The following is an 18226-nucleotide window of genomic DNA, read 5'->3' as shown; positions in this document are numbered from 1 at the left end:
AATTCACAGCAAAACGGGGAGTAAGAAAATGAGCGGTAACGAACAGGTAGCGACCGAGCCACCCGGGGCGCTGGCGCCGCCCGAACGTCACGTCGAGGAACTGGAGCGCGTCGTCATCCGCTTCGTCGGCGATTCCGGCGACGGCATGCAGCTTACCGGCAGCGAGTTCTCGCGCGTGATCGCGCGTGCCGGCAACGCCTTCGCCACGCACCCCGATTACCCTTCGGAAATCCGCGCGCCGACCGGTACGCTGTTCGGCGTTTCCGGCTTCCAGATCCAGTTCGCTGCCAATCGCGTGTTCACCTCGGGCGACGCGCCCGATGTGCTGGTGGCGATGAACCCGGCGGCGTTGAAAACCAATCTCGGCGAGCTGGCGCGCGGCAGCGTGCTGCTGGTCAATAGCGGCGCCTTTACTGCGGCTAATCTGGCGCGTGCCGGCTATGCGAGCAATCCGCTCGAGGACGGCAGTCTCGACAGCTACCGCCTGATCGCCGTCGACATCTCGCTGCTCACGGCGCGCGCGCTCGCCGGTAGCGGGCTGTCGAAGAAGGAAGCCGACCGCTGCAAGAACTACTTCGCGCTCGGCCTGATGCTGTGCCTGTTCGGGCGCCCGATCGAGGGCGAAATCGCCGATGTTGCCGAACGTTTCGCGCATATCCCGCGCTTTGCCGAGGCCAACGTCACCGCCCTGCGCGCCGGTTACGGTTTCGCCGAAGCGAGCGAGCTGTTCGCCTCGACTTTCGAAGTGCGCGCGGCGCCGCCGCAGCCCGGCACCTACCGTTCGATTACCGGCAACCAGGCCACCGCGCTCGGTTTTGTCGCCGCTTCCGAACTGTCGGCAACGCCCTTGTTTCTCGGCTCCTACCCGATCACGCCGGCGACCGACATCCTGCACGAGCTCACCACTCTGCGGAACTTCAACATCACCACCTTCCAGGCCGAGGACGAGATCGCCGGCATCTGCTCGGCAATCGGCGCCGCCTGGGGTGGCCATCTGGCGCTGACCACCACCTCCGGCCCCGGCATGGCGCTGAAGACCGAAGCGCTCGGTCTGGTGACGATGCTCGAACTGCCGCTGGTGATCGTCAATGTGCAGCGCGCCGGCCCGTCGACCGGGCTACCGACCAAGACCGAGCAGGCCGACCTGCTTCAGGCGCTGTACGGCCGCCACGGCGAATGCCCGATCCCGGTGATCGCCGCGCGCTCGCCGGCCGACTGCTTCGACGCGGCGCTCGAAGCCTGCCGCATCGCCGTCAAGTACATGACGCCGGTGATTCTGCTCACCGACGGCGGCATCGCCAACGCCGCCGAGCCGTGGCGTGTTCCCGACGTCGCCAGCCTGCCGCGCATCGAGGTGAAGTACCGCACTGAGGCTGACGGTTTTGCGCCCTACGCGCGCGACGAGTTCCTGGCGCGCCCCTGGGTGACGCCGGGAACGCCGGGAATGGAGCACCGTATCGGCGGGCTGGAAAAGGACTTCCTCTCCGGCAATCTGTCGCACGACGCGCAGAACCACCAGCGCATGGTCGAGGTGCGTGCAGCCAAGGTTGCCGGCATCGCTGCCGAGCTGCCGCCGCTGGTCGTCGACGGCCCGGACGCAGGCGAGCTGCTGGTCGTCGGCTGGGGCAGCACCTGGGGTGCCATCGCCGAGGCGCGGCGGCAGGCCGAGGCGGCGGGGATCGCCGTCGCGCATCTGCACCTGCGCCACCTCAACCCGCTGCCGGCCGATCTCGACGAAATTCTCGCGCGCTACCGGACCATCCTCGTTCCCGAACTCAATCTCGGCCAGCTGTCGCGGCTGCTGCGCGAACGCTGCCTGCGCGAGGTGCAGACGCTGCACAAGGTGCAGGGCCGACCGTTCCGGGTGAGCGAGATTCTCGCGCGCATCAAGGCCATCAGCGCAGGAGCCGAACATGAATGACCGCCTCGACTGCAGCAAGGAAAGCGTCGCCGTGTCGCTGACGCGCAAGGACTTCGAGTCCGAACAGGACGTGCGCTGGTGCCCGGGCTGCGGCGACTATTCGCTGCTCGCGCAGATCCAGAAACTGTTGCCGCAACTCGGCATCGCGCGCGAAAACTTCGCCTTCGTCTCCGGCATCGGCTGCTCCAGCCGTTTCCCGTACTACATGGACACCTACGGCATGCACGCCATCCACGGGCGTGCGCCGGCGGTCGCCAGCGGCCTCAAGCTGGCGCGGCCGGAGCTGTCGGTGTGGGTCGTCACCGGCGACGGCGACGCACTGGCGATCGGCGGCAACCACTTCATCCACGCCATCCGCCGCAACATCGGGCTGAAGATCGTCCTGCTCAACAACCGCATCTACGGGCTGACCAAGGGCCAGTTCTCGCCGACCACCGAACTCGGCGAAAAAACCAAGACCTCGCCCTACGGCAACATTGACCGGCCGTTCTCGGCGGCGGCGCTGGCGCTCGGCGCCGGGGCAACCTTCGTCGCCCGCGTCGTCGATACCGATCTGGCGCAGCTGGGACCGATCCTCGCGCGCGCCGCCGCGCATCCGGGAACGGCTTTCGTCGAGGTGCTGCAGAACTGCATCGTCTTCAACGACGGCGCCTACGCCGCACTGACCGACAAGAAGCAGCGCGACGAACTGCGCCTCGTGCTCGAGCACGGCCAGCCCTTGCGCTTCGGCAGCAACGGCGAACGCGGCATCCGTCTCGCCGGCCTGCGCCCGGAGATTGTCAGCGTCGCCGGTGCGCCGGGCGTTCCGGAAGGCGAAGGTGTTGCGCTCAGCGAACTGGCGGTGCACGACGAGTCCGATCCACACGGCAGCCTTGCCTTCCTGCTCGCGCAGTTCGCGGCGCCCGAGTTTCCGCTGCCGCTGGGTATTTTCCGTGCGGTCGCGGCGCCGGCTTTCGAAGACATGAACGCCGCCATCGAGGACACCGCGCGCCAGCAGCGTGGTGCCGGAGATCTCGCCAGCCTGCTTGCCGGCGGCGACACCTGGACGGTCGCCTGAGCGGCCGGAGCACGGTGCTGCAGCTCAGTGCGCACCCCGCCGGCGCCGCGACGCGCGCCGCAGTCGCCGTCGCGGCAGCGCGGCGCGGCGATGGCGCGCTGCTCATCGATTACCGGCTTGACTACCCCGCCGCGCGTGCCGGCGCGGTCGGCGAGACGGGCAGCTTCGCGCCGCTGCTGCAGATTCCCGCCGCCGGCACGCCGCTGCCGGCCGACCGCCTGTGGGCGTTCACCTGTTTCGAGCTGTTCGTCGGCCGGGTCGGCCAGCCCGGCTACCGCGAATTCAACTTCTCGCCGAGCGGGCAATGGGCCGGCTGGACATTCCGCGACTATCGCCAGCGCGATGAGGACGCCGGCGCACCACCCTTGCCGGCGCCGCAGCTTGCTTGGTGGCGTGCGGGAGACGCCGCCACCGCCGCCTTGCCGCCGCGCATTGCCGAGCCCGTTGCGTTGCCAGACAACGCGTCGCCGCTGGCGCTTGGCGGGAAATGCCTGCCCTTGCTCGTCCTGCGTGCCGTGCTGCCCGCCGCGGCGCTGCCCACCGGCGCAGGCGCGCTGCAACTCGGTCTGAGCGCCGTTGTCGTGCGCGGCGATGGCGATGCCGCCTATTTCGCGCTGCAGCATCCGCTGGAGCGCCCCGACTTTCACGATCGTGCCGGTTTTGTCCTCAGTCTGCCGGGCTGAGCACTGCCGGCGCTTGCCGCATATCTTTGCTTTCTGACCATGCTCACCGGACTTGACCGACTGCTCGCCGAACCCGAACTGCGCCGCCCGCTTGCCGGCCGGCGGCTGGCACTGCTCGCCCATCCGGCGTCGGTGACGCGCCACCTGACGCACGCACTCGACGCGCTCGCCGCGCAGCCTGAGTTGAACCTGACGGCCGCCTTCGGCCCGCAGCACGGCCTGCGCGGCGACAAGCAGGACAATATGGTCGAGTCGCCCGACTACCTCGACCCGCGCCACGGCATTCCGGTGTTCAGCCTCTACGGCGAGCTGCGCCGGCCGAGCGAGGCGATGCTCGATACTTTCGACGTGCTGCTGGTCGACCTGCAGGACCTCGGCACGCGCATCTACACCTTCATCACCACGCTGCGCTACGTGCTCGAAGCCGCGGCGCATCACGGCAAGGCGGTGTGGGTGCTCGACCGGCCGAACCCGGTCGGCCGGCCGGTCGAAGGGCTGACGCTGCGCGCCGGCTGGGAGAGCTTTGTCGGCGCAGGACCTTTGCCGATGCGCCACGGCCTGACGCTCGGCGAGCTGGCGCGCTGGTTCGTTGCCGAATTCGCGCTCGACGTCGAGCTGACGGTGATCGACATGGCCGGCTGGCAGCCCGACGCAGCGCCGGGCTACGGCTGGCCGCTCGGCGAGCGCAGCTGGCTCAACCCGAGCCCGAATGCACCGAACCTGTCGATGGCGCGCGCCTATCCGGGAACGGTGATGCTCGAAGGCACGACCCTCTCGGAAGGGCGCGGCACGACGCGGCCGCTCGAACTCTTCGGCGCGCCCGACCTTGACGCTGGCGCGCTGCTCGCCGAAATGCGCCGTCTCGATGCCGCCAATGCCGGCAACGGCGGCGCCACGGACTCCTGGCTCGCCGGCTGTGTGCTGCGCGAATGCTGCTTCGAGCCGACCTTCCACAAGCACGCCGGGCAGCTGTGTCACGGGGTGCAGATCCACGTCGAGGATCCGGCGCACTACGCGCATGCCGCCTTCCGCCCGTGGCGGTTGCAGGCGCTGGCGTTCAAGGCGCTGCGCCGGTTGTGCCCGGATTACCCGCTGTGGCGCGATTTCCCCTACGAGTACGAGCACGACCGCCTGGCGATCGACCTGATCAACGGCAGCCCGCTCTTGCGCGAGTGGGTTGATGACGCCGCAGCGACGCCGGCCGATCTCGATGCGCTGGCGCGCGCCGACGAGGCGGCGTGGGTCGAGCGCCGGCGCGAGCTCCTGCGCTACTGATTCGCCTCAACACGTCTCCGTGATTGGCTGATCCGTTCGGTGATCAGTCGACGATCAGCTGCGGCGCAGCGTTTTCCAGCCGGCCGATGCACGCCGCTTCGCCAAAACCGGCATCACGCAGCAGCTGCAGCACTTGCGCCGCAGCGCTGGCGGCGCAGGCGATGAGCAGGCCGCCGCTGGTCTGCGGGTCGGTGAGCAGGTTGCGCTGCCAGTCTTCAAAGCCATCGGGCAGTTCCACTTCGCCGCCGTAGGCAGCCCAGTTGCGGCCTGAAGCTCCGGTGGCGATGCCGTTCTGGCTGTGCGCCACGGCTTCACCGATCAGCGGCAGCGCGGCGAAGTCGAGACGCGCAGTGAGTTGCGAGCCGCGGCAGATTTCCAGCAGGTGGCCGGCGAGGCCAAAGCCGGTGACGTCGGTCAGCGCGTGCACCGCGTCCAGTTCGGCGAGCGCCGTTCCCGGCGTGTTCAGCCGCGTCGTCCACTGCAGCATCTGCTGATAGCCCTCGGCCGAGAGCAGGCCCTTCTTCAGCGCCGCCGAGAGCATGCCGATACCGAGCGGCTTGGAGAGGATCAGGCAGTCGCCGGCCTGTGCCGAACTGTTGCGCTTGATCCGTTCGGGATGCACCAGCCCGATGCCGACCAACCCGTAGATCGGTTCGAGCACGTCGATGCTGTGGCCGCCGGCGATCGGGATGCCGGCTGCAGCGCAGATCGCTTCGCCACCGGCGAGAATGCGCCGGATCGCGTCTTCCGGCAGTTTGTCGAGCGGCATGCCGACCAGCGCGAGCGCGAACAGCGGCTTGCCGCCCATGGCATAAACATCCGACAAGGCGTTGGTCGCGGCGATGCGGCCGAAATCGTAAGGGTCATCCACGATCGGCGTGAAAAAATCGGTGGTGGCGACGATCGCCTGGCTGTCGTTGAGCCGATAGACCGCCGCGTCGTCGCTGCTTTCTGTGCCGACCAGCAGATCGGCGGGAAAGCTGCGCCAGGGCGATTCGGCGAGCAGGCGCGACAGCACCGCCGGCGAAATCTTGCAGCCGCAACCGCCGCCGTGGCTGAACTGCGTCAGGCGGATCTCGCTGGCGGTTGCGCTGGTGGGTACATGCGGCGGCAGCGTGGCGCTCGGGGCTGCGCCGGAAACAGCGGCAGCGCCGACCGTCGGTGCGGTATTGTCGTTCATGATCTGTCTGATGTCGTTAAGATGCGAGGCTGTCGGCGGCGTACGCCGCCCCCTCGATCGAGTACTGGCAGTGTCTGATTACACCCTTGCCACCGTAGCACAAGTCGCCGAATTCGATACCGTGATCGACGTGCGCTCGCCCGCCGAGTTTGCCGAGGATCACGTTCCCGGCGCGATCAACTGCCCGGTGCTCGACAACGACGAGCGCATCCGCGTCGGTACCCTGTACAAGCAGGTATCGCCGTTTGCCGCGCGCAAACTCGGCGCCGTGCTGGTCGCGCGCAACATCGCCCGGCATCTCGAAGAGCGCTTCAGCGAGCAGCCGAAATCCTGGCGGCCGCTGATCTACTGCTGGCGCGGCGGACAGCGCAGCGCCGCCTTCACGCACATCCTGCGCGAAATCGGCTGGCCGGCACGGCGCCTCGAGGGTGGCTACAAATCCTGGCGCCAGCATGTGCTGACCGGCATCGACGCGCTGGCGGCGAGGCTGTCGTTCCGGGTCGTCGCCGGCCCCACCGGCAGCGGCAAGAGCCGCCTGCTCGCAGCGCTGGCGGCGCAGGGCGCGCAGGTGCTGCCGCTGGAAACGCTGGCGGCGCACAAGGGCTCGGTCCTTGGCGATCTGCCCGACGCCGTGCAGCCGACGCAGAAGATGTTCGAAACCCGGCTCCATTCGGCGCTGGCGGCGTTCGATCCAGCGCGCAGCGTTTATGTCGAGGCCGAAAGCCGGCGCATCGGCGCCTTGCGCCTGCCCGAATCGCTCAACGCCGCGATGCGCGCCGCACCCTGTCTGACGATCGACGCCAGCCTGCCGGCGCGCGTCGATTTCCTGCTGCGCGACTACGCCTATCTGTGCGCCGCCGATACGCTGCGCGAGCCCCTGCAGCGCCTCAAGGAATGGCAGGGGCGCGAGCGCGTCGAACGCTGGCAACGGCTGGCGGCCGACGGCGACTTCCCTACGCTGGTCAGCGAACTGCTCGCCGAGCATTACGACCCGCAGTACGCGCGCTCGCAGCAGCGCAATTTCGTCAGTTTCGCGCAGGCGCCGCACTGGCCGGTCGAGGATTTAAGCCCCGGCAGCCTGCAGCAGCTGGCGGGCCGCATTCTCGCCGCGGCGCTACAAGCCGCATAATGCGCTCCCCGCAGCTTTTCCCTCCGCCGTCAGCCCGCCACGCGCATTCACGCGTGCCGCCACGACTGGCGGCGCCACACCGCAAAAGAAACGAGCCATGACCGAAGCCATCGCCAACGAATTCCCCGAATCAGCCAGTGAAGCCGCATGCGACAGCGCCATCAACGAGCCACGCCTGTGGACCGGCAAGGGCTGGACGGCGCGCGTCATCAAGAACGAGGAAGACGAAGGCTGGGCGGTGGCGATGATCAAGGACGGCGAAAGCGAGCCGGCGCTGGTCGGGCCGTGGACGATGGGCCGCGACAAGAAGAACCCGAAGCCGCTCGACGCCGCCGCCTTCAACACGCTGGTGAAAACCGCGGCCGAGGTGCTGCGCCGGCACGAGCAGCAACTGCACGCGCAATTGCACAAGCAGTTCAGCGTGAACACGCCGTCCGGGCGCGTCTGCGTCACGCTCGACATCGTCGCCGACGAATACGACCCGCACGCGATCCTCGCTGCCAGCGACGCCGCCGGCGATGAAATCGCGCGCGTGCGCGTTGCGGCGAGCTTCAAGCTCAGCCCGGCGAGTGCTGCGGCGTGGATCGACGACGAGTTCCGCAAACCGGCCTGAAGCGTCCTGCCGTGCCGTGCATCGGCGGCGCCCGCCGGGCGTGAACGGCTATCATGCATGGCTCAAACCAAGGAGTAGTCCGGTGACACAGCACACATTTCCGCTCGACCGCGAGTTCATCGAACTCAACATTCTGCTCAAGCTGCTCGGCATCGCCTCTTCCGGTGGCGCCGCCAAGGCGATGGTCGCCGCCGGGCTGGTCAGCGTCGACGGCGTCGTCGAATCGCGCAAGACACGCAAGCTGCGTGGCAACGAGACCGTGCGCGTCGGCGACGAGGAAATCCGCGTCCTTACTGCCTGAGCCAGCGACGCAGCGACGGCGTGCGCTTGCTTTTCGAGCAAATTGCGAAAGGACCAGCAGCATGGAGATGCAAGCCATCCAGGCTTTCTTCAACAAGGCCGATGCCTTTGCCGTGCACAACGGCATGACCATCAGCGAACTGCGCGCCGGCTTCGCGCGCGCCGAGATGCAGTTGCAGCCCTGGCACCTGAACGGCGCCGGTACGGTACATGGCGGCGCGCTGTTCACGCTGGCCGATTTCGCTTTCGCCGGCGCCAGCAATTCGAGCGGACAGCTGGCCTTGTCGATCAACTCGTCGATCTCGATCTTCAAGGGTGCGCGCGAAGGCCGCCTGATCGCCGAAGCGCGCGAGGTGAGCTGCACGCCGAAGCTGGCGAGCTACGAGGTGAGCATCCGCAACGAGGCTGGCGATCTGCTGGCGACTTTCCAGGGAATGGTTTACCGGAAATCGCTGGCGCTGGCGGCGTTGATGGCCGAATAACCGGCCCGGCTGCCTGTTCTTGCGGCTGCTTTTCAGGCAGCTTCGCAGTCCGCTTCTCAGGCTGTTTTGCGGGCACATTCCCCGTGCCGCATGCATCAAGCGTCGATGGTGAAGCCCTGCTCGCGGAAAATGCGCAGGCAGGCATCGACCACGGCGCTGTCGAAGGTGATGCCGCGATGCACCGAAACTTCCTTGAGTGCGGCGTCAAGGCCCAGTGCTGCCCGGTAGGGTCGGTGCGAGGCCATCGCTTCCACCACGTCGGCGACAGCGAGAATCTGCGATTCCAGCAGCAGGGCGTCGCCCGCCAATCCATCCGGGTAGCCTGAGCCGTCGATGCGTTCGTGATGTTGCTGGATGATTCGCGCAATCGGCCAGGGGAAATCGACGTTCTTGAGTATTTCGTAGCCGATCTGCGGGTGCTCCTTCATCAGGCCGAACTCCATCGCGCTCAGGCGTCGCGGCTTGGTCAGTATTTCGGCAGGAATGCCGATCTTGCCCAGGTCGTGAATCGTCGCTGCCAGATGCAGGCCGCGAATGCGTTCGGTCGATAGCCCGAGTTCGCCGGCGATGCGCGAGCTCAGCTGCGCCACCCGCCGCTGATGGCCGGCGGTATAGGCATCGCGCTCTTCAACAGTGTCGGCAATCACCTGGATGGTCTGCTCCAGGCTGACGCGCAACCCCTCCTGGTAATGCGTCTTGGCGATCGCCGTGCGCAGCGCGTTGATGCCGAAGGCAAGATCGGCCGAGATCTCCTGCAACAGCTTTTTCTCCGGCGCCGACCAGACATCGCGCGTCGCGCCGTAAAGGCTAAGGCAGGCCATCGTTCCGTCGGCGAAGCGGAATGGCAAGGCGATCATCGAGTGGTAGCCGTGTGCCAGTGCCGCGCTGCGCCAGGGCGCCATTCCGGCGGCGACGGCAATGTCTTCGACCAGCTGAACCAGTCCCGTGCGCAGGGCCGTGCCGACCGGACCGCTGCCGCTGGCGCTGTCGTCCCAGGTGATTCCGGCCAGCGTCAGGTAGCCGTCTTCTTCGCCAAAGTACGCCACCGGTCGCACCAGCTTCTGCCCGCCTTCTTCGGCAAAGCCGATCCAGGCCATCCGGTAGAAGCCGGTTTCGACGGCGATCCGGCAGTATTCGGCGAAAAGCGTCGGCTCGGACGTGGCCCTGAGCAGGGCGACGTTGCTCTCGCTGAGCATCTGCAGGGCGCGCGCGGTCGCGCGCAGGGCGATTTCCGCCAGATGCCGTTTGGTGTTGTCGCGGATATTGCACTGGATGACATTGACGCCCGCGCAGTCGTAGAGATTGCTGACGAATTCGACCGAAATCCGTCTGCCGTTACGGGTTTCCAGCGGCAGGTCGTCGTAGCGGATGTAGCGCTTGCTGCGCAACTCGACGAATGCGTCGATGTTCAGCGCCGTATCCTTGAAGGCGCCGATTTCCCAGACCTTCTTGCCGAGGAATTCGGCGTGCGAGTAGCCGAGCAGTTCGATGAGAAAGGGATTGACGTCCTCGATCTGCGCCGTCTCGGCGTTGAGCAAAAGGATACCGTCCTGTGCGGTTTCGAACAGGCGCCGGTAGCGCGATTCGGACACGCGCAGTGCAGCCTGCAATTGTGATTCGATCATGACGTTCTCTGCGCGGCGCTGGTTTTCGGCCTGGAAGTGTCGGCCCGCCCGGAAAGCAGCGGCAGCTGCGAGCGGCACATTTCAGCGAGCTTAACGACCGGCCGAAGGTGCGTATGTGCAGCAGCGTACAGATCACGGTGCCGTGCTTGCCCAGAATGAATATCTGCTGCGGGTCCGCTCACTTGGCTCTTTCGGGGCTTCGCGGCGAAGGGGATCGCCCGATAGCAGACGATCACGACTGAGGAAGCGGCCGTGGAACACTTGAATCATGCAGGCTGAAGCTGGAGGCGATTTTCAGACGCGGCTTGCCCGCTCGCGAAGCGGCGGCGATGGCGCGGGCGAGTTTGCCCATTCGGCCTTCGTCGCGTGGCGCGAGCTGGAGGCAGCCCTCGCACCGATCGTCGGTGCGCGTGGTGTTGCCGCGCTCTACCAGCGCAGCCTGTCGCTCAATCGTGCCGCTTATTCATTCCTGCCGACACTCGCGGCCGGTGATCTTGATGCGGCCAACTTCGCCGCCTTGCGTACCGCGCTGGCGTTGCAGAGCAGCGCGGTCGCAGCGGCTGCCAACGGCGCCTTGCTGCGCACTTTCTCGGCAGTCCTCGGCAAGTTGATCGGCGAATCGCTGACCGCGCAACTGCTACCGCCGCCTCCCGGCCATGCAGACGGCAAGGACGCAAGGGAGTTGCCATGAGCAGCGGCAAGGTGACGATCAAGCGCCTGCAAACCGGCGTGCCCGGCCTCGACGAGGTGCTCGGCGGCGGTTTGCCTGAGTTTTCCTTCAACCTCATTGCTGGCGCGCCGGGCAGCGGCAAGACCAGTCTGGCGCACCAGATCATGTTCACACTGGCGACGCCGGAGCATCCGGCGCTCTATTTCACGGTGCTCGGCGAACCGCCGCTGAAGATGCTGCGCTATCAGCAGCAGTTCGATTTCTTCGATCCGCGCAAGGTGAACCAGGCGGTGCATTTCATCAACCTGGCCGAGCAGATCGCAACGGGTGATCTTGATGCCGTACTCGGCTGCATCGCCGCCGAAGTCGAGGCGCGCAGCCCCGGCCTTGTCTTCGTCGACTCCTTTCGCTCGGTGCTTCTGGCCAGCCAGCAGGAGCCGGCGGCGGCGATCGGCGCGCAGCATTTCGTGCAACGGCTGGGCATGCTGATGACCAGCTGGCAGGCGACGACTTTCCTGCTCGGCGAATACGACAGCGAGGGCGCGCCGGACCCGGTTTTTACCGTTGCCGACGGGCTGATCTGGCTGCGCCAGAGCGTGCAGCGCAACTCGGTCGTGCGGAAAATGGAGGTGATGAAGATGCGCGGGCAGGCGACCCGGTCCGGCTTGCACAGCTTTCGCATCAGCGCGGCGGGAATCACCGTCTTTGCGGCGCCACAGTTTGCGCAGCTGGCGTCGGTTGAGCTCCCCGCGTCAGCCGCCGCCAGCCGTCTGTCGCTGGGGGTTGCGGCGCTTGACGCGATGATGGGTGGCGGTTTGCCACGCGGTTATTCGCTGCTCGTCGCCGGTCCGTCCGGCTCGGGCAAGAGCATCCTGGCCGCGGCTTTTCTCACCGAAGGGGCGCGTTGCGGCGAAACCGGGGTGATCGCGGCCTTTGAGCAGCGCCCGACGCAATCGCGCGGCCCGGCCCTGGCCGCACTCATCGAAAGCGGGCGTATCGGCGTGGTTAATACGCGTGCTGCCGGCCTGTCCGTCGATGAGGTTTCGGTGCTGCTGATCGCGGAAATCGTGCGGCTGAAGGCCAGTCGCGTCGTCATTGATTCGCTCTCCGGCTTTGAGCTGGTTCTGGCGCCGACTTTTCGCGACGACTTTCGCGAATCGATGGCGCGCATGGTGTCGGCGCTGGTCAGCACCGGGGTCAGCGTGCTGATGACCTCCGAGCTGGAAGATCGCTACAGCGACCTGCGTTTCAGCCCCTACGGAACGGCTTTTCTCACCGACGCGATCGTGGTGCAGCGCTATGTCGAGGTCGACAGTCGCCTGCTGCGTGTCATGGCGGTGGTCAAGGTGCGTGCTAGCGCACACTCGAACCAGTTGCACCTGTTTCACATCGACGACCAGGGAATCCAGGTCGGTGCCATGCTGCCCGGCCACGAAGGCCTGCTCGGCGGGCAACCTTCGCGGGTTCCGGAAGCGTGTGCCTACGAGGTCGGAGCGGTGGATGCTGCCGCTTGCGCCGCGGTTGACTGACGATGGCAAGCGAGCCCGGCGAATTGCCCCTGCTGTCGGCTGCCGCCTTGGTCGTACTCAACGAACAGGCGGTGAAGCTGCGTGCCGAATTGCGCGACTTGCACGGAGAGCTGGCGCGGGCGCAGCACCAACTCGGCACGCAGCAGTCAAGCCGGCTTGTCGCGGCAAATGAGAAACTGGTGGTCGCCGCGATGCAGGCGGAGAGCATCGCCGAAACGGCGGTCAGCGATCTTGACGCGCTGGCGCGTAGCAGCCAGTACGATGCCCTGACCGAAACGCCCAACCGCAGGCTGATGCGTGACCGGCTCGACAGCGCCATCGTCATGGCGCGACGCCGCAGCGCGCATCTGGCCGTGATCTTTGTTGATGGGGATCGGTTCAAGGAAATCAACGACACGCAGGGGCATGCCGTCGGCGACGCCGTGCTGCAGCGGGTGGCGCGGCAGCTGAAGCTCGTTCTGCGCGATTCGGATACGGTGAGCCGGCATGGTGGCGACGAGTTTCTCGCCTTGCTCTCGGAAGTGAGACAGGCCTCGGATGCGGCGCTGATCGCCGGCAAGATGCTCGCCGGGCTTGCTGTTCCCCACCCGCAGGGCGATCAGCTGTGCGGCGTCTCGGTGAGCATGGGCATTGCCGTCTATCCCGAGGACGGTGATGACGCGGAAACCCTGATCGGCCATGCCGACGCCGCCATGTATCGTGCCAAGAAACAGGGTGGCGGGCGTTTTGAGTTCCACCAGCCGGCGCATTTCGCCAGCGGCCATGCGCCGCTGTCCGGCACCTGTGCGTTGCTCGCGCCGCCGCCGCACGAGCAGCGACGTGTCGGCGGCCTTGTTGCGGTTTGCGCTGAGCGACGGCGCGGCGAGCGCCGGCAGGGCCGCGTCGCCGAGCGGCGGCGCCATCCCGAAGGCACTCGCTCCTGACGGGGCCGCTGCGGCGGATCGAGACAACGCAAACGCTCGCGCACTAGAATGCCGGGGCCAAAGCCCGGCGATTGCTGCGCCCGCAGCAACCGGCCTAGGCCGGACAGCAGGGGAATGATCCGGCGACAGTCTGCCCGTGGCGCTCGCCAGACTTGCCGCCTGTCCGCCGCGCGAATAAAGGACCGTAAAAAATGCAAGGCATTGCGGCGATCGCTCTGCTCGGTATTTCGGCGCTGCTCGGCGCCTATCTCGGCTGGCAGTATTTGCGCCGCGTGCGCAGCAGCCCGGCGCTGACCGGATTCCACCTGATCTTTGCCGCTGCCGGGCTGGAAGCGATGGTCATGCTGCGTGGCGAGCTCCCGGCGCAGGTTTTCGCGCAGGTCGCAGCCCTGGCGAACGCTGCCGGGCTGCTGCTGGTGCTGGCCGTGCTCACCGGGCTCGCGATCCCGATGATCGCCAAGGGGCGGCCGCGGATCGCCGGCAGCACGGCGCTGGCCGTGCATGCGCTGGTTGGTATGCTCGGCTTTGTCCTGCTGCTGATATGGGCGCTGCGGCTGTAGCGCGGCAGGTGTCCGCGCACTTCGTCAACGCAGCACCGGCGGCGGCCGGCCGCTACGGCGTTGGTGCGATGGCTGTGGCCGATACTTCTGCCGAACGCGCGCGCAACTGCCCGCAGCCGCCGTCGATGTCCTGCCCGGCCGAATTGCGCAGCTTGGTCAGGATGCCGCGCCGGTGCAGGCTGCGCGCCATTGCGCGCGCGCGTTCGTGCTCGGGACGGCGAAAGTCGAGCGCATCGACGCTGTTGTACGGGATCAGGTTCATCATCGCGTACTTGCCGGCGAGCAGGCGGACGATGCCGTCCATTTCCGCCTCGCTGTCGTTCACGCCGTCGAGCAGCGTCCATTGATACTGGATCGGATAGCCGGTGCGCCGCGCGTATTCTTCGCCGAGTTCGACCAACTCCGCCGGATCGATGCGTGGCGCGTTGGGCAGCAGGCGCTGGCGCAGCGCCGCGTCGGTGGTGTGCAAGGAGAGCGCCAGCGCCGGTTTGACGCTCTGCTGCGGCAGGCGTTCGAAGACGCGGCGGTCGCCGACGGTCGAGAAAACAAGGTTCTTGTGGCCGATAGCGCCGGCAGTTCCGAGCAGGTGAATCGCTTCGAGCACGTTGTCGATGTTGTGCGCCGGCTCGCCCATGCCCATGAAAACCACTTTCTTCACCGGCCGGCGGGTGCGTGCCAGTACCACCTGCGCAACGATCTCGCCGCTTGAGAGCTGGCGCAGCAGGCCACTGCGGCCGGTCATGCAGAAGGTGCAGCCGACCGCGCAGCCGACCTGCGTCGACACGCACAGGCCGTCGCGCGGCAGCAGCACGCTTTCCACCGTGTGTGCGTCGGCGAGTTCGACCAGCAGGCGCAGCGCGCTGTCGCCGCCGGCGTGCTCCGAGCGCACCTGCGCCAGCGCCGCCAGATCGGCGACGATTGTCGGCAGCGCGTTGCGCAGCGCCAGCGGCAGGAAATCCTCGGCGCGTCGCTTGCCGCTGTCGAGCGCCAGCGCCTGCGACCAGATGCGCAGCAGCCGTTCTTCGTGCTCGGGTTTGGCGCCGTGCGCGCGCAGGCGTTGTCGGAGTTGGTCGATGCGCATCAGGAGGCGAATGCTAGCACCGGCGCGCCGGTGCCGGCAGTCCGCCGCCGCTTACTTTTTGCCGCAGGTGTTGAAGCCCAGCAGCGGGTAGGCCGGGCACCAGCCGATCAGTCCGGTGGCGAGCGGGATGACGCCAAGCCAGCCCCAGACACCGACGTAGCCGGTGGCTGCTGCGCCGGCGAGGCCGGCACCGAGGGCGATGCGCAGGATGCGGTCGATGCCGCCAACGTTCGAGGTCATGTGAGTCTCCATGTGGGTGAGTGACCGCTTCAGATTACGGCGCCGTCGGTGGCGCGTATGTAACCTGGGTCACATAGCCGGAGTCCCTCGTGCATCCCCTCGCGCGGGGAAGGCTGAGCGCCGGATCAGCGTTCAGCGTCGGCGAGGCCTTGCAGGCGCTCGCGGTCGAGCAACGTGATCTGCTCGCGGCCGAGCGCGACCAGCCCCTGGTCGGCAAAGCTCTTCAGCAGGCGGCTGACGATCTCGCGCACACTGCCGAGCTCTTCGGCAAGCGCTTGATGCGTGCTGCGGATCGGCGTGGAGCGGCCGAGCAGCAGACGCGCCAGCCGCTGGTCGAGGCGCTGGAAGGCGATTTCCTCGATACGCTGCATCAGCGCGGCGATGCGCTCGGCGAACAGCTGGAAAACGAAGCCGCGAAAGGGCGGGCACTCGCCGAGCAGGCGGTCGAATGCCGGCGTCGGCAGCATGCGCAGCGTCACCGGCGTTTCGGCGACGCCGCGTGCCGAATACGGGCTGCTGCCGAGCAGGCAGCTCGAGGTGATGATGCACGAGCCGCCGGGCTCGACGCGATAGAGCAGCATTTCGCGCCCGTTCGGCGCGCTTTTCACCACCTTGATCGTGCCTTCAAGGAGCAAGGGAAAACCGAGGCACGGCGAATGTTCGGCGAACAGTTCGCCGCCGCCCGGCACCTGCAGTCGGCCCTGCGGGCGCAGCAGGCTGGCGAGATCGGCTGCCGGCAGCGTGCGCAGCGCCGGGTAGCGCGCGAACAGTTCATCCGCAGCAGCGGAAACTTCCGTGATGCTCATTGGACAGCGGTTTGCGCGGTCTGGCCGGAGCCGGCGGCGACGCCGGGTGGACTGCCCAGCGGCGCGTCAGCGATTTCGGCGAAAACCGGCGCATGGTCCGAGGGCCGCTCAAGCGCACGCATCTCGCGGTCGATGCCGGCGGCGGTGCAGCGTTCGGCCAGCGGCGTCGACAGCAGCACGTGGTCGATGCGCAGACCGATGTTGCGGCGGAAGGCCGCCATGCGGTAATCCCACCACGACCAGCTTTTTTCCGGCTGTTCGTGGCGGCGGAAGCTGTCGTGCAGGCCGAGTTCGAGCAGGCGGCGAAAGGCCGCGCGTTCGGCGTCGGAGCAGAGCACCTGGCCGGCCCAAGCGGCCGGATCGTGCACGTCGCGGTCTTCCGGCGCGATGTTGAAATCGCCGGCGATGGCCAGTTGCGGATGCGCCTGCAGTTCGTCGCCGAGCCAGCCGGCGAGCCCGTCGAGCCAGGCCAGCTTGTACGCGTACTTGTCGCTGCCGACCGACTGGCCGTTCGGTACATAGGCCGAAATCACGCGCACGCCGTCGATGGTGGCGGCGATCAGTCGCTTCTGCACGTCCTCATAGCGCGGGTTGCCACAGACGACATCCTCGGCCGGGGTGCGCGACAGCAGCGCGACGCCGTTGTAGGTTTTCTGCCCGGAGAAAACCACGTGGTAACCGGCGGCCTCGATTTCGGCGCGCGGGAAGTTGTGGTCTTCGAGCTTGGTTTCCTGCAGGCAGACGACGTCGGGCTGCGCCAGCGGCAGCCACTCGAGCAGTTGCGGCAGGCGCACTTTCAGCGAATTGACGTTCCAGGCGGCGATTTTCAATGGTTTTCCAAATTACTGAATGGATTGCGATTTATTTGGAAATCTGGCGGGCGGCGTGGTGGCGGCAGCAGGCGCTGCGCTACTGATCGTCGGGGCCTGCACCGGCGGCCCGCAAGCGCACCGCGACCCGGTGTCCGCTCAATCCACCTTGTCGGTGCTCGCGTCCTTCGCGTGCGCGCCGCTGAAATTGCCGACCCGGAAAAACTGCTGCGCGGTGAACGCATCGCATATCGCCGTCGATTCCGGCGAGCGGTAATCGAGATGCGCGATGCAAACGACCAATGTCGTCGAGCCTTTCAGCTGCGTTGCAAAACCGCAGTCACCGCACCGCCGCTGCAATTCAGTCACGAGGCGCACCTTGCTGTTTGTTGGATGCTTGCCGGGGAGTGGGCAGATCGTTTATTACCGGGAGAGATTCTACCGGGGCGCGGCGTTTTTGGTGAGCCCCGCGGCAGCGAAAACAGCGAATCGTCACCCGTGCACTGCCGGCACCGAAACATCCGCTTGCAATCCGACACGCGCCGCAAAGGCGCGCGCGCGATGTGGCGCGTAAGCTTGCGTCCGTGCTTGGCACATTCTCCCTGGCAGTATTTTCCCGCTACGGCGGGATTTTTTTGCGCAACGCAAACGCAGCGCACGACGCCGGGCAGCGCTCAGCGCGCGCAAACCGCTTCCACTCGTCGCAGTCAGGCCCCTCCCACTGCGCTCCGGGGTCTTGGCATCGCGGAAGATAAGCGCGCCAGACCCGGCGCAATCAGCGCGCGAAGGCGCCGGCTGCCTTGCTGCCGGGGGCAGCGCTGCCCGGATAACCGGCGAGATCGAGCAGGTTGTTCCACGAGCCGGCCTCGAAGCCGCGATAGAACTGCGAGCCGACGGTGATGCTCGGCACCATGATCTCGCCGCCGCCACCGCGTTCGCGCAGTTCGGCGGCTTCGGCGTCGTTCTGTAGCATCTTCTCGCTGAACGGAACGCCGCGTGCGTTGAGCAGCGCGCGTGCCTGTGCGCAGGGCTCGACGCAGCTGGCGGCGGTGTAGAGCTTCACCGGGTACTTGCTCGCCGCCTGCTTCGTGGCGAAGGGCAGCGGCGTTTCGCCGCCCTCGCCGGCCAACGCTGCATCGCTGCTGCCGCGGCTCTGTACGCGGCGCGCGCCGGGCGGCGGTGGCTGGTCGGAGAAAACCGTGCGCCCGCTGACCGGGTCGATCCAGCGGTAGTCGGCCTGTGCGCTCGCGTTGCCGGCTGCGAGCGTCAGCAGCAGCGAGGCGAGTAGGGTGAAGAGGCGGGGAGCAAGGCGGGCAGTACGCACGGCGTTCTCCTTTGCAGAC

Annotated in this window: 20 protein-coding genes; 12 read left to right on the top strand and 8 right to left on the bottom strand. The window is 67.1% G+C overall.

Annotated features, from left to right (window positions below; all coding sequences use genetic code 11):
- Positions 1-28 precede the first annotated feature (28 nt).
- The 4 genes from GGD90_RS00555 to GGD90_RS00540 are packed head-to-tail and all read left to right on the top strand — an operon-like array spanning position 29 to position 4936.
- Complete coding sequence (locus GGD90_RS00555) at positions 29-1921, top strand: 2-oxoacid:acceptor oxidoreductase subunit alpha (RefSeq protein ID WP_153117076.1); 1893 nt, start codon at positions 29-31, stop codon at positions 1919-1921.
- Positions 1914-2978 carry a 2-oxoacid:ferredoxin oxidoreductase subunit beta gene (locus tag GGD90_RS00550; RefSeq protein WP_153117077.1) on the top strand — a complete coding sequence of 355 codons (1065 nt, stop codon included), beginning with the start codon at positions 1914-1916 and terminating at the stop codon, positions 2976-2978. The genes GGD90_RS00555 and GGD90_RS00550 overlap by 8 nt, the downstream gene beginning before the upstream one ends.
- 14 nt (positions 2979-2992) lie before the next feature.
- Complete coding sequence (locus GGD90_RS00545) at positions 2993-3661, top strand: DOMON domain-containing protein (RefSeq protein WP_153117078.1); 669 nt, start codon at positions 2993-2995, stop codon at positions 3659-3661.
- 39 nt (positions 3662-3700) lie between these two features.
- A complete protein-coding gene (locus GGD90_RS00540) occupies positions 3701-4936 on the top strand; it encodes an exo-beta-N-acetylmuramidase NamZ family protein (protein WP_153117079.1) in 1236 nt (411 codons plus the stop codon).
- 43 nt (positions 4937-4979) lie between these two features.
- On the opposite strand, the gene selD is transcribed toward GGD90_RS00540, so the two are convergent.
- Positions 4980-6116, bottom strand: coding sequence for a selenide, water dikinase SelD (gene selD / locus GGD90_RS00535; protein WP_153117080.1), 1137 nt, complete (start codon positions 6114-6116; stop codon positions 4980-4982).
- Positions 6117-6186: 70 nt separating this feature from the next.
- Here selD and mnmH point away from each other — a divergent pair, with 70 nt between their 5' ends.
- The 4 genes from mnmH to GGD90_RS00515 all read left to right on the top strand — a co-directional run bounded on the left by mnmH (position 6187) and on the right by GGD90_RS00515 (position 8640).
- Positions 6187-7245: a tRNA 2-selenouridine(34) synthase MnmH gene (gene mnmH, locus GGD90_RS00530; RefSeq protein WP_228273749.1), complete on the top strand. Its 1059-nt coding sequence runs from the start codon at positions 6187-6189 to the stop codon at positions 7243-7245.
- A gap of 97 nt (positions 7246-7342) precedes the next feature.
- Positions 7343-7858 carry a hypothetical protein gene (locus tag GGD90_RS00525; RefSeq protein WP_153117082.1) on the top strand — a complete coding sequence of 172 codons (516 nt, stop codon included), beginning with the start codon at positions 7343-7345 and terminating at the stop codon, positions 7856-7858.
- A gap of 82 nt (positions 7859-7940) precedes the next feature.
- Complete coding sequence (locus tag GGD90_RS18280; protein ID WP_228273750.1) at positions 7941-8159, top strand: RNA-binding S4 domain-containing protein; 219 nt, start codon at positions 7941-7943, stop codon at positions 8157-8159.
- Between the two features lie 61 nt (positions 8160-8220).
- Positions 8221-8640: a PaaI family thioesterase gene (locus tag GGD90_RS00515; RefSeq protein ID WP_153117084.1), complete on the top strand. Its 420-nt coding sequence runs from the start codon at positions 8221-8223 to the stop codon at positions 8638-8640.
- A gap of 95 nt (positions 8641-8735) precedes the next feature.
- On the opposite strand, the gene GGD90_RS00510 is transcribed toward GGD90_RS00515, so the two are convergent.
- On the bottom strand, positions 8736-10265 hold the full coding sequence (locus tag GGD90_RS00510; RefSeq protein WP_153117085.1) for an HD domain-containing phosphohydrolase: 1530 nt from the start codon (positions 10263-10265) through the stop codon (positions 8736-8738).
- A gap of 268 nt (positions 10266-10533) precedes the next feature.
- Between GGD90_RS00510 and GGD90_RS00505 the strand changes: the two genes are divergently transcribed.
- The 4 genes from GGD90_RS00505 to GGD90_RS00490 all read left to right on the top strand — a co-directional run bounded on the left by GGD90_RS00505 (position 10534) and on the right by GGD90_RS00490 (position 13947).
- A complete protein-coding gene (locus GGD90_RS00505; RefSeq protein WP_153117086.1) occupies positions 10534-10956 on the top strand; it encodes a hypothetical protein in 423 nt (140 codons plus the stop codon).
- Complete coding sequence (locus GGD90_RS00500; RefSeq protein ID WP_153117087.1) at positions 10953-12464, top strand: ATPase domain-containing protein; 1512 nt, start codon at positions 10953-10955, stop codon at positions 12462-12464. The genes GGD90_RS00505 and GGD90_RS00500 overlap by 4 nt, the downstream gene beginning before the upstream one ends.
- Positions 12465-12466: 2 nt before the next feature.
- Positions 12467-13387, top strand: a complete 921-nt coding sequence (locus GGD90_RS00495; RefSeq protein WP_153117088.1) for a diguanylate cyclase — start codon at positions 12467-12469, stop codon at positions 13385-13387.
- 191 nt (positions 13388-13578) lie between these two features.
- Positions 13579-13947 carry a hypothetical protein gene (locus GGD90_RS00490; RefSeq protein WP_153117089.1) on the top strand — a complete coding sequence of 123 codons (369 nt, stop codon included), beginning with the start codon at positions 13579-13581 and terminating at the stop codon, positions 13945-13947.
- A 52-nt stretch (positions 13948-13999) separates the two neighbouring features.
- Here GGD90_RS00490 and GGD90_RS00485 read toward each other — a convergent pair whose 3' ends face one another.
- The 6 genes from GGD90_RS00485 to GGD90_RS00460 all read right to left on the bottom strand — a co-directional run bounded on the left by GGD90_RS00485 (position 14000) and on the right by GGD90_RS00460 (position 18207).
- Positions 14000-15028: an RNA methyltransferase gene (locus GGD90_RS00485; RefSeq protein ID WP_153117090.1), complete on the bottom strand. Its 1029-nt coding sequence runs from the start codon at positions 15026-15028 to the stop codon at positions 14000-14002.
- Between the two features lie 51 nt (positions 15029-15079).
- Positions 15080-15268, bottom strand: coding sequence for a YgaP family membrane protein (locus tag GGD90_RS00480; protein ID WP_153117091.1), 189 nt, complete (start codon positions 15266-15268; stop codon positions 15080-15082).
- Between the two features lie 125 nt (positions 15269-15393).
- Positions 15394-16074, bottom strand: a complete 681-nt coding sequence (locus tag GGD90_RS00475; protein WP_153117092.1) for a Crp/Fnr family transcriptional regulator — start codon at positions 16072-16074, stop codon at positions 15394-15396.
- Positions 16071-16904 (bottom strand): exodeoxyribonuclease III, encoded by an 834-nt coding sequence (xth, locus tag GGD90_RS00470; RefSeq protein ID WP_153117093.1) that lies wholly within the window; start codon positions 16902-16904, stop codon positions 16071-16073. Before xth ends, GGD90_RS00475 begins: the two co-directional genes overlap by 4 nt.
- Before the next feature lie 138 nt (positions 16905-17042).
- On the bottom strand, positions 17043-17252 hold the full coding sequence (locus GGD90_RS00465; protein ID WP_153117094.1) for a hypothetical protein: 210 nt from the start codon (positions 17250-17252) through the stop codon (positions 17043-17045).
- Positions 17253-17658: 406 nt separating this feature from the next.
- On the bottom strand, positions 17659-18207 hold the full coding sequence (locus GGD90_RS00460; protein WP_184414876.1) for a glutaredoxin family protein: 549 nt from the start codon (positions 18205-18207) through the stop codon (positions 17659-17661).
- Positions 18208-18226 lie beyond the last annotated feature (19 nt).

This window comes from Rhodocyclus tenuis, assembly GCF_014197755.1.
Lineage (GTDB): Bacteria > Pseudomonadota > Gammaproteobacteria > Burkholderiales > Rhodocyclaceae > Rhodocyclus > Rhodocyclus tenuis.
Note: the sequence above shows the minus strand (reverse complement) of the source record. Positions and strands in the feature narration are given on the sequence as shown.

Bases quoted from the DNA above. Each gene is read 5' to 3' on its own strand.
- GGD90_RS00555 (WP_153117076.1), top strand. From the start codon at position 29: ATGAGCGGTAACGAACAGGTAGCGACCGAGCCACCCGGGGCGCTGGCG.
- GGD90_RS00550 (WP_153117077.1), top strand. From the start codon at position 1,914: ATGAATGACCGCCTCGACTGCAGCAAGGAAAGCGTCGCCGTGTCGCTG.
- GGD90_RS00540 (WP_153117079.1), top strand. From the start codon at position 3,701: ATGCTCACCGGACTTGACCGACTGCTCGCCGAACCCGAACTGCGCCGC.
- selD (WP_153117080.1), bottom strand. From the start codon at position 6,116: ATGAACGACAATACCGCACCGACGGTCGGCGCTGCCGCTGTTTCCGGC.
- GGD90_RS00525 (WP_153117082.1), top strand. From the start codon at position 7,343: ATGACCGAAGCCATCGCCAACGAATTCCCCGAATCAGCCAGTGAAGCC.
- GGD90_RS00515 (WP_153117084.1), top strand. From the start codon at position 8,221: ATGGAGATGCAAGCCATCCAGGCTTTCTTCAACAAGGCCGATGCCTTT.
- GGD90_RS00510 (WP_153117085.1), bottom strand. From the start codon at position 10,265: ATGATCGAATCACAATTGCAGGCTGCACTGCGCGTGTCCGAATCGCGC.
- GGD90_RS00505 (WP_153117086.1), top strand. From the start codon at position 10,534: ATGCAGGCTGAAGCTGGAGGCGATTTTCAGACGCGGCTTGCCCGCTCG.
- GGD90_RS00500 (WP_153117087.1), top strand. From the start codon at position 10,953: ATGAGCAGCGGCAAGGTGACGATCAAGCGCCTGCAAACCGGCGTGCCC.
- GGD90_RS00495 (WP_153117088.1), top strand. From the start codon at position 12,467: ATGGCAAGCGAGCCCGGCGAATTGCCCCTGCTGTCGGCTGCCGCCTTG.
- GGD90_RS00490 (WP_153117089.1), top strand. From the start codon at position 13,579: ATGCAAGGCATTGCGGCGATCGCTCTGCTCGGTATTTCGGCGCTGCTC.
- GGD90_RS00485 (WP_153117090.1), bottom strand. From the start codon at position 15,028: ATGCGCATCGACCAACTCCGACAACGCCTGCGCGCGCACGGCGCCAAA.
- GGD90_RS00480 (WP_153117091.1), bottom strand. From the start codon at position 15,268: ATGACCTCGAACGTTGGCGGCATCGACCGCATCCTGCGCATCGCCCTC.
- GGD90_RS00475 (WP_153117092.1), bottom strand. From the start codon at position 16,074: ATGAGCATCACGGAAGTTTCCGCTGCTGCGGATGAACTGTTCGCGCGC.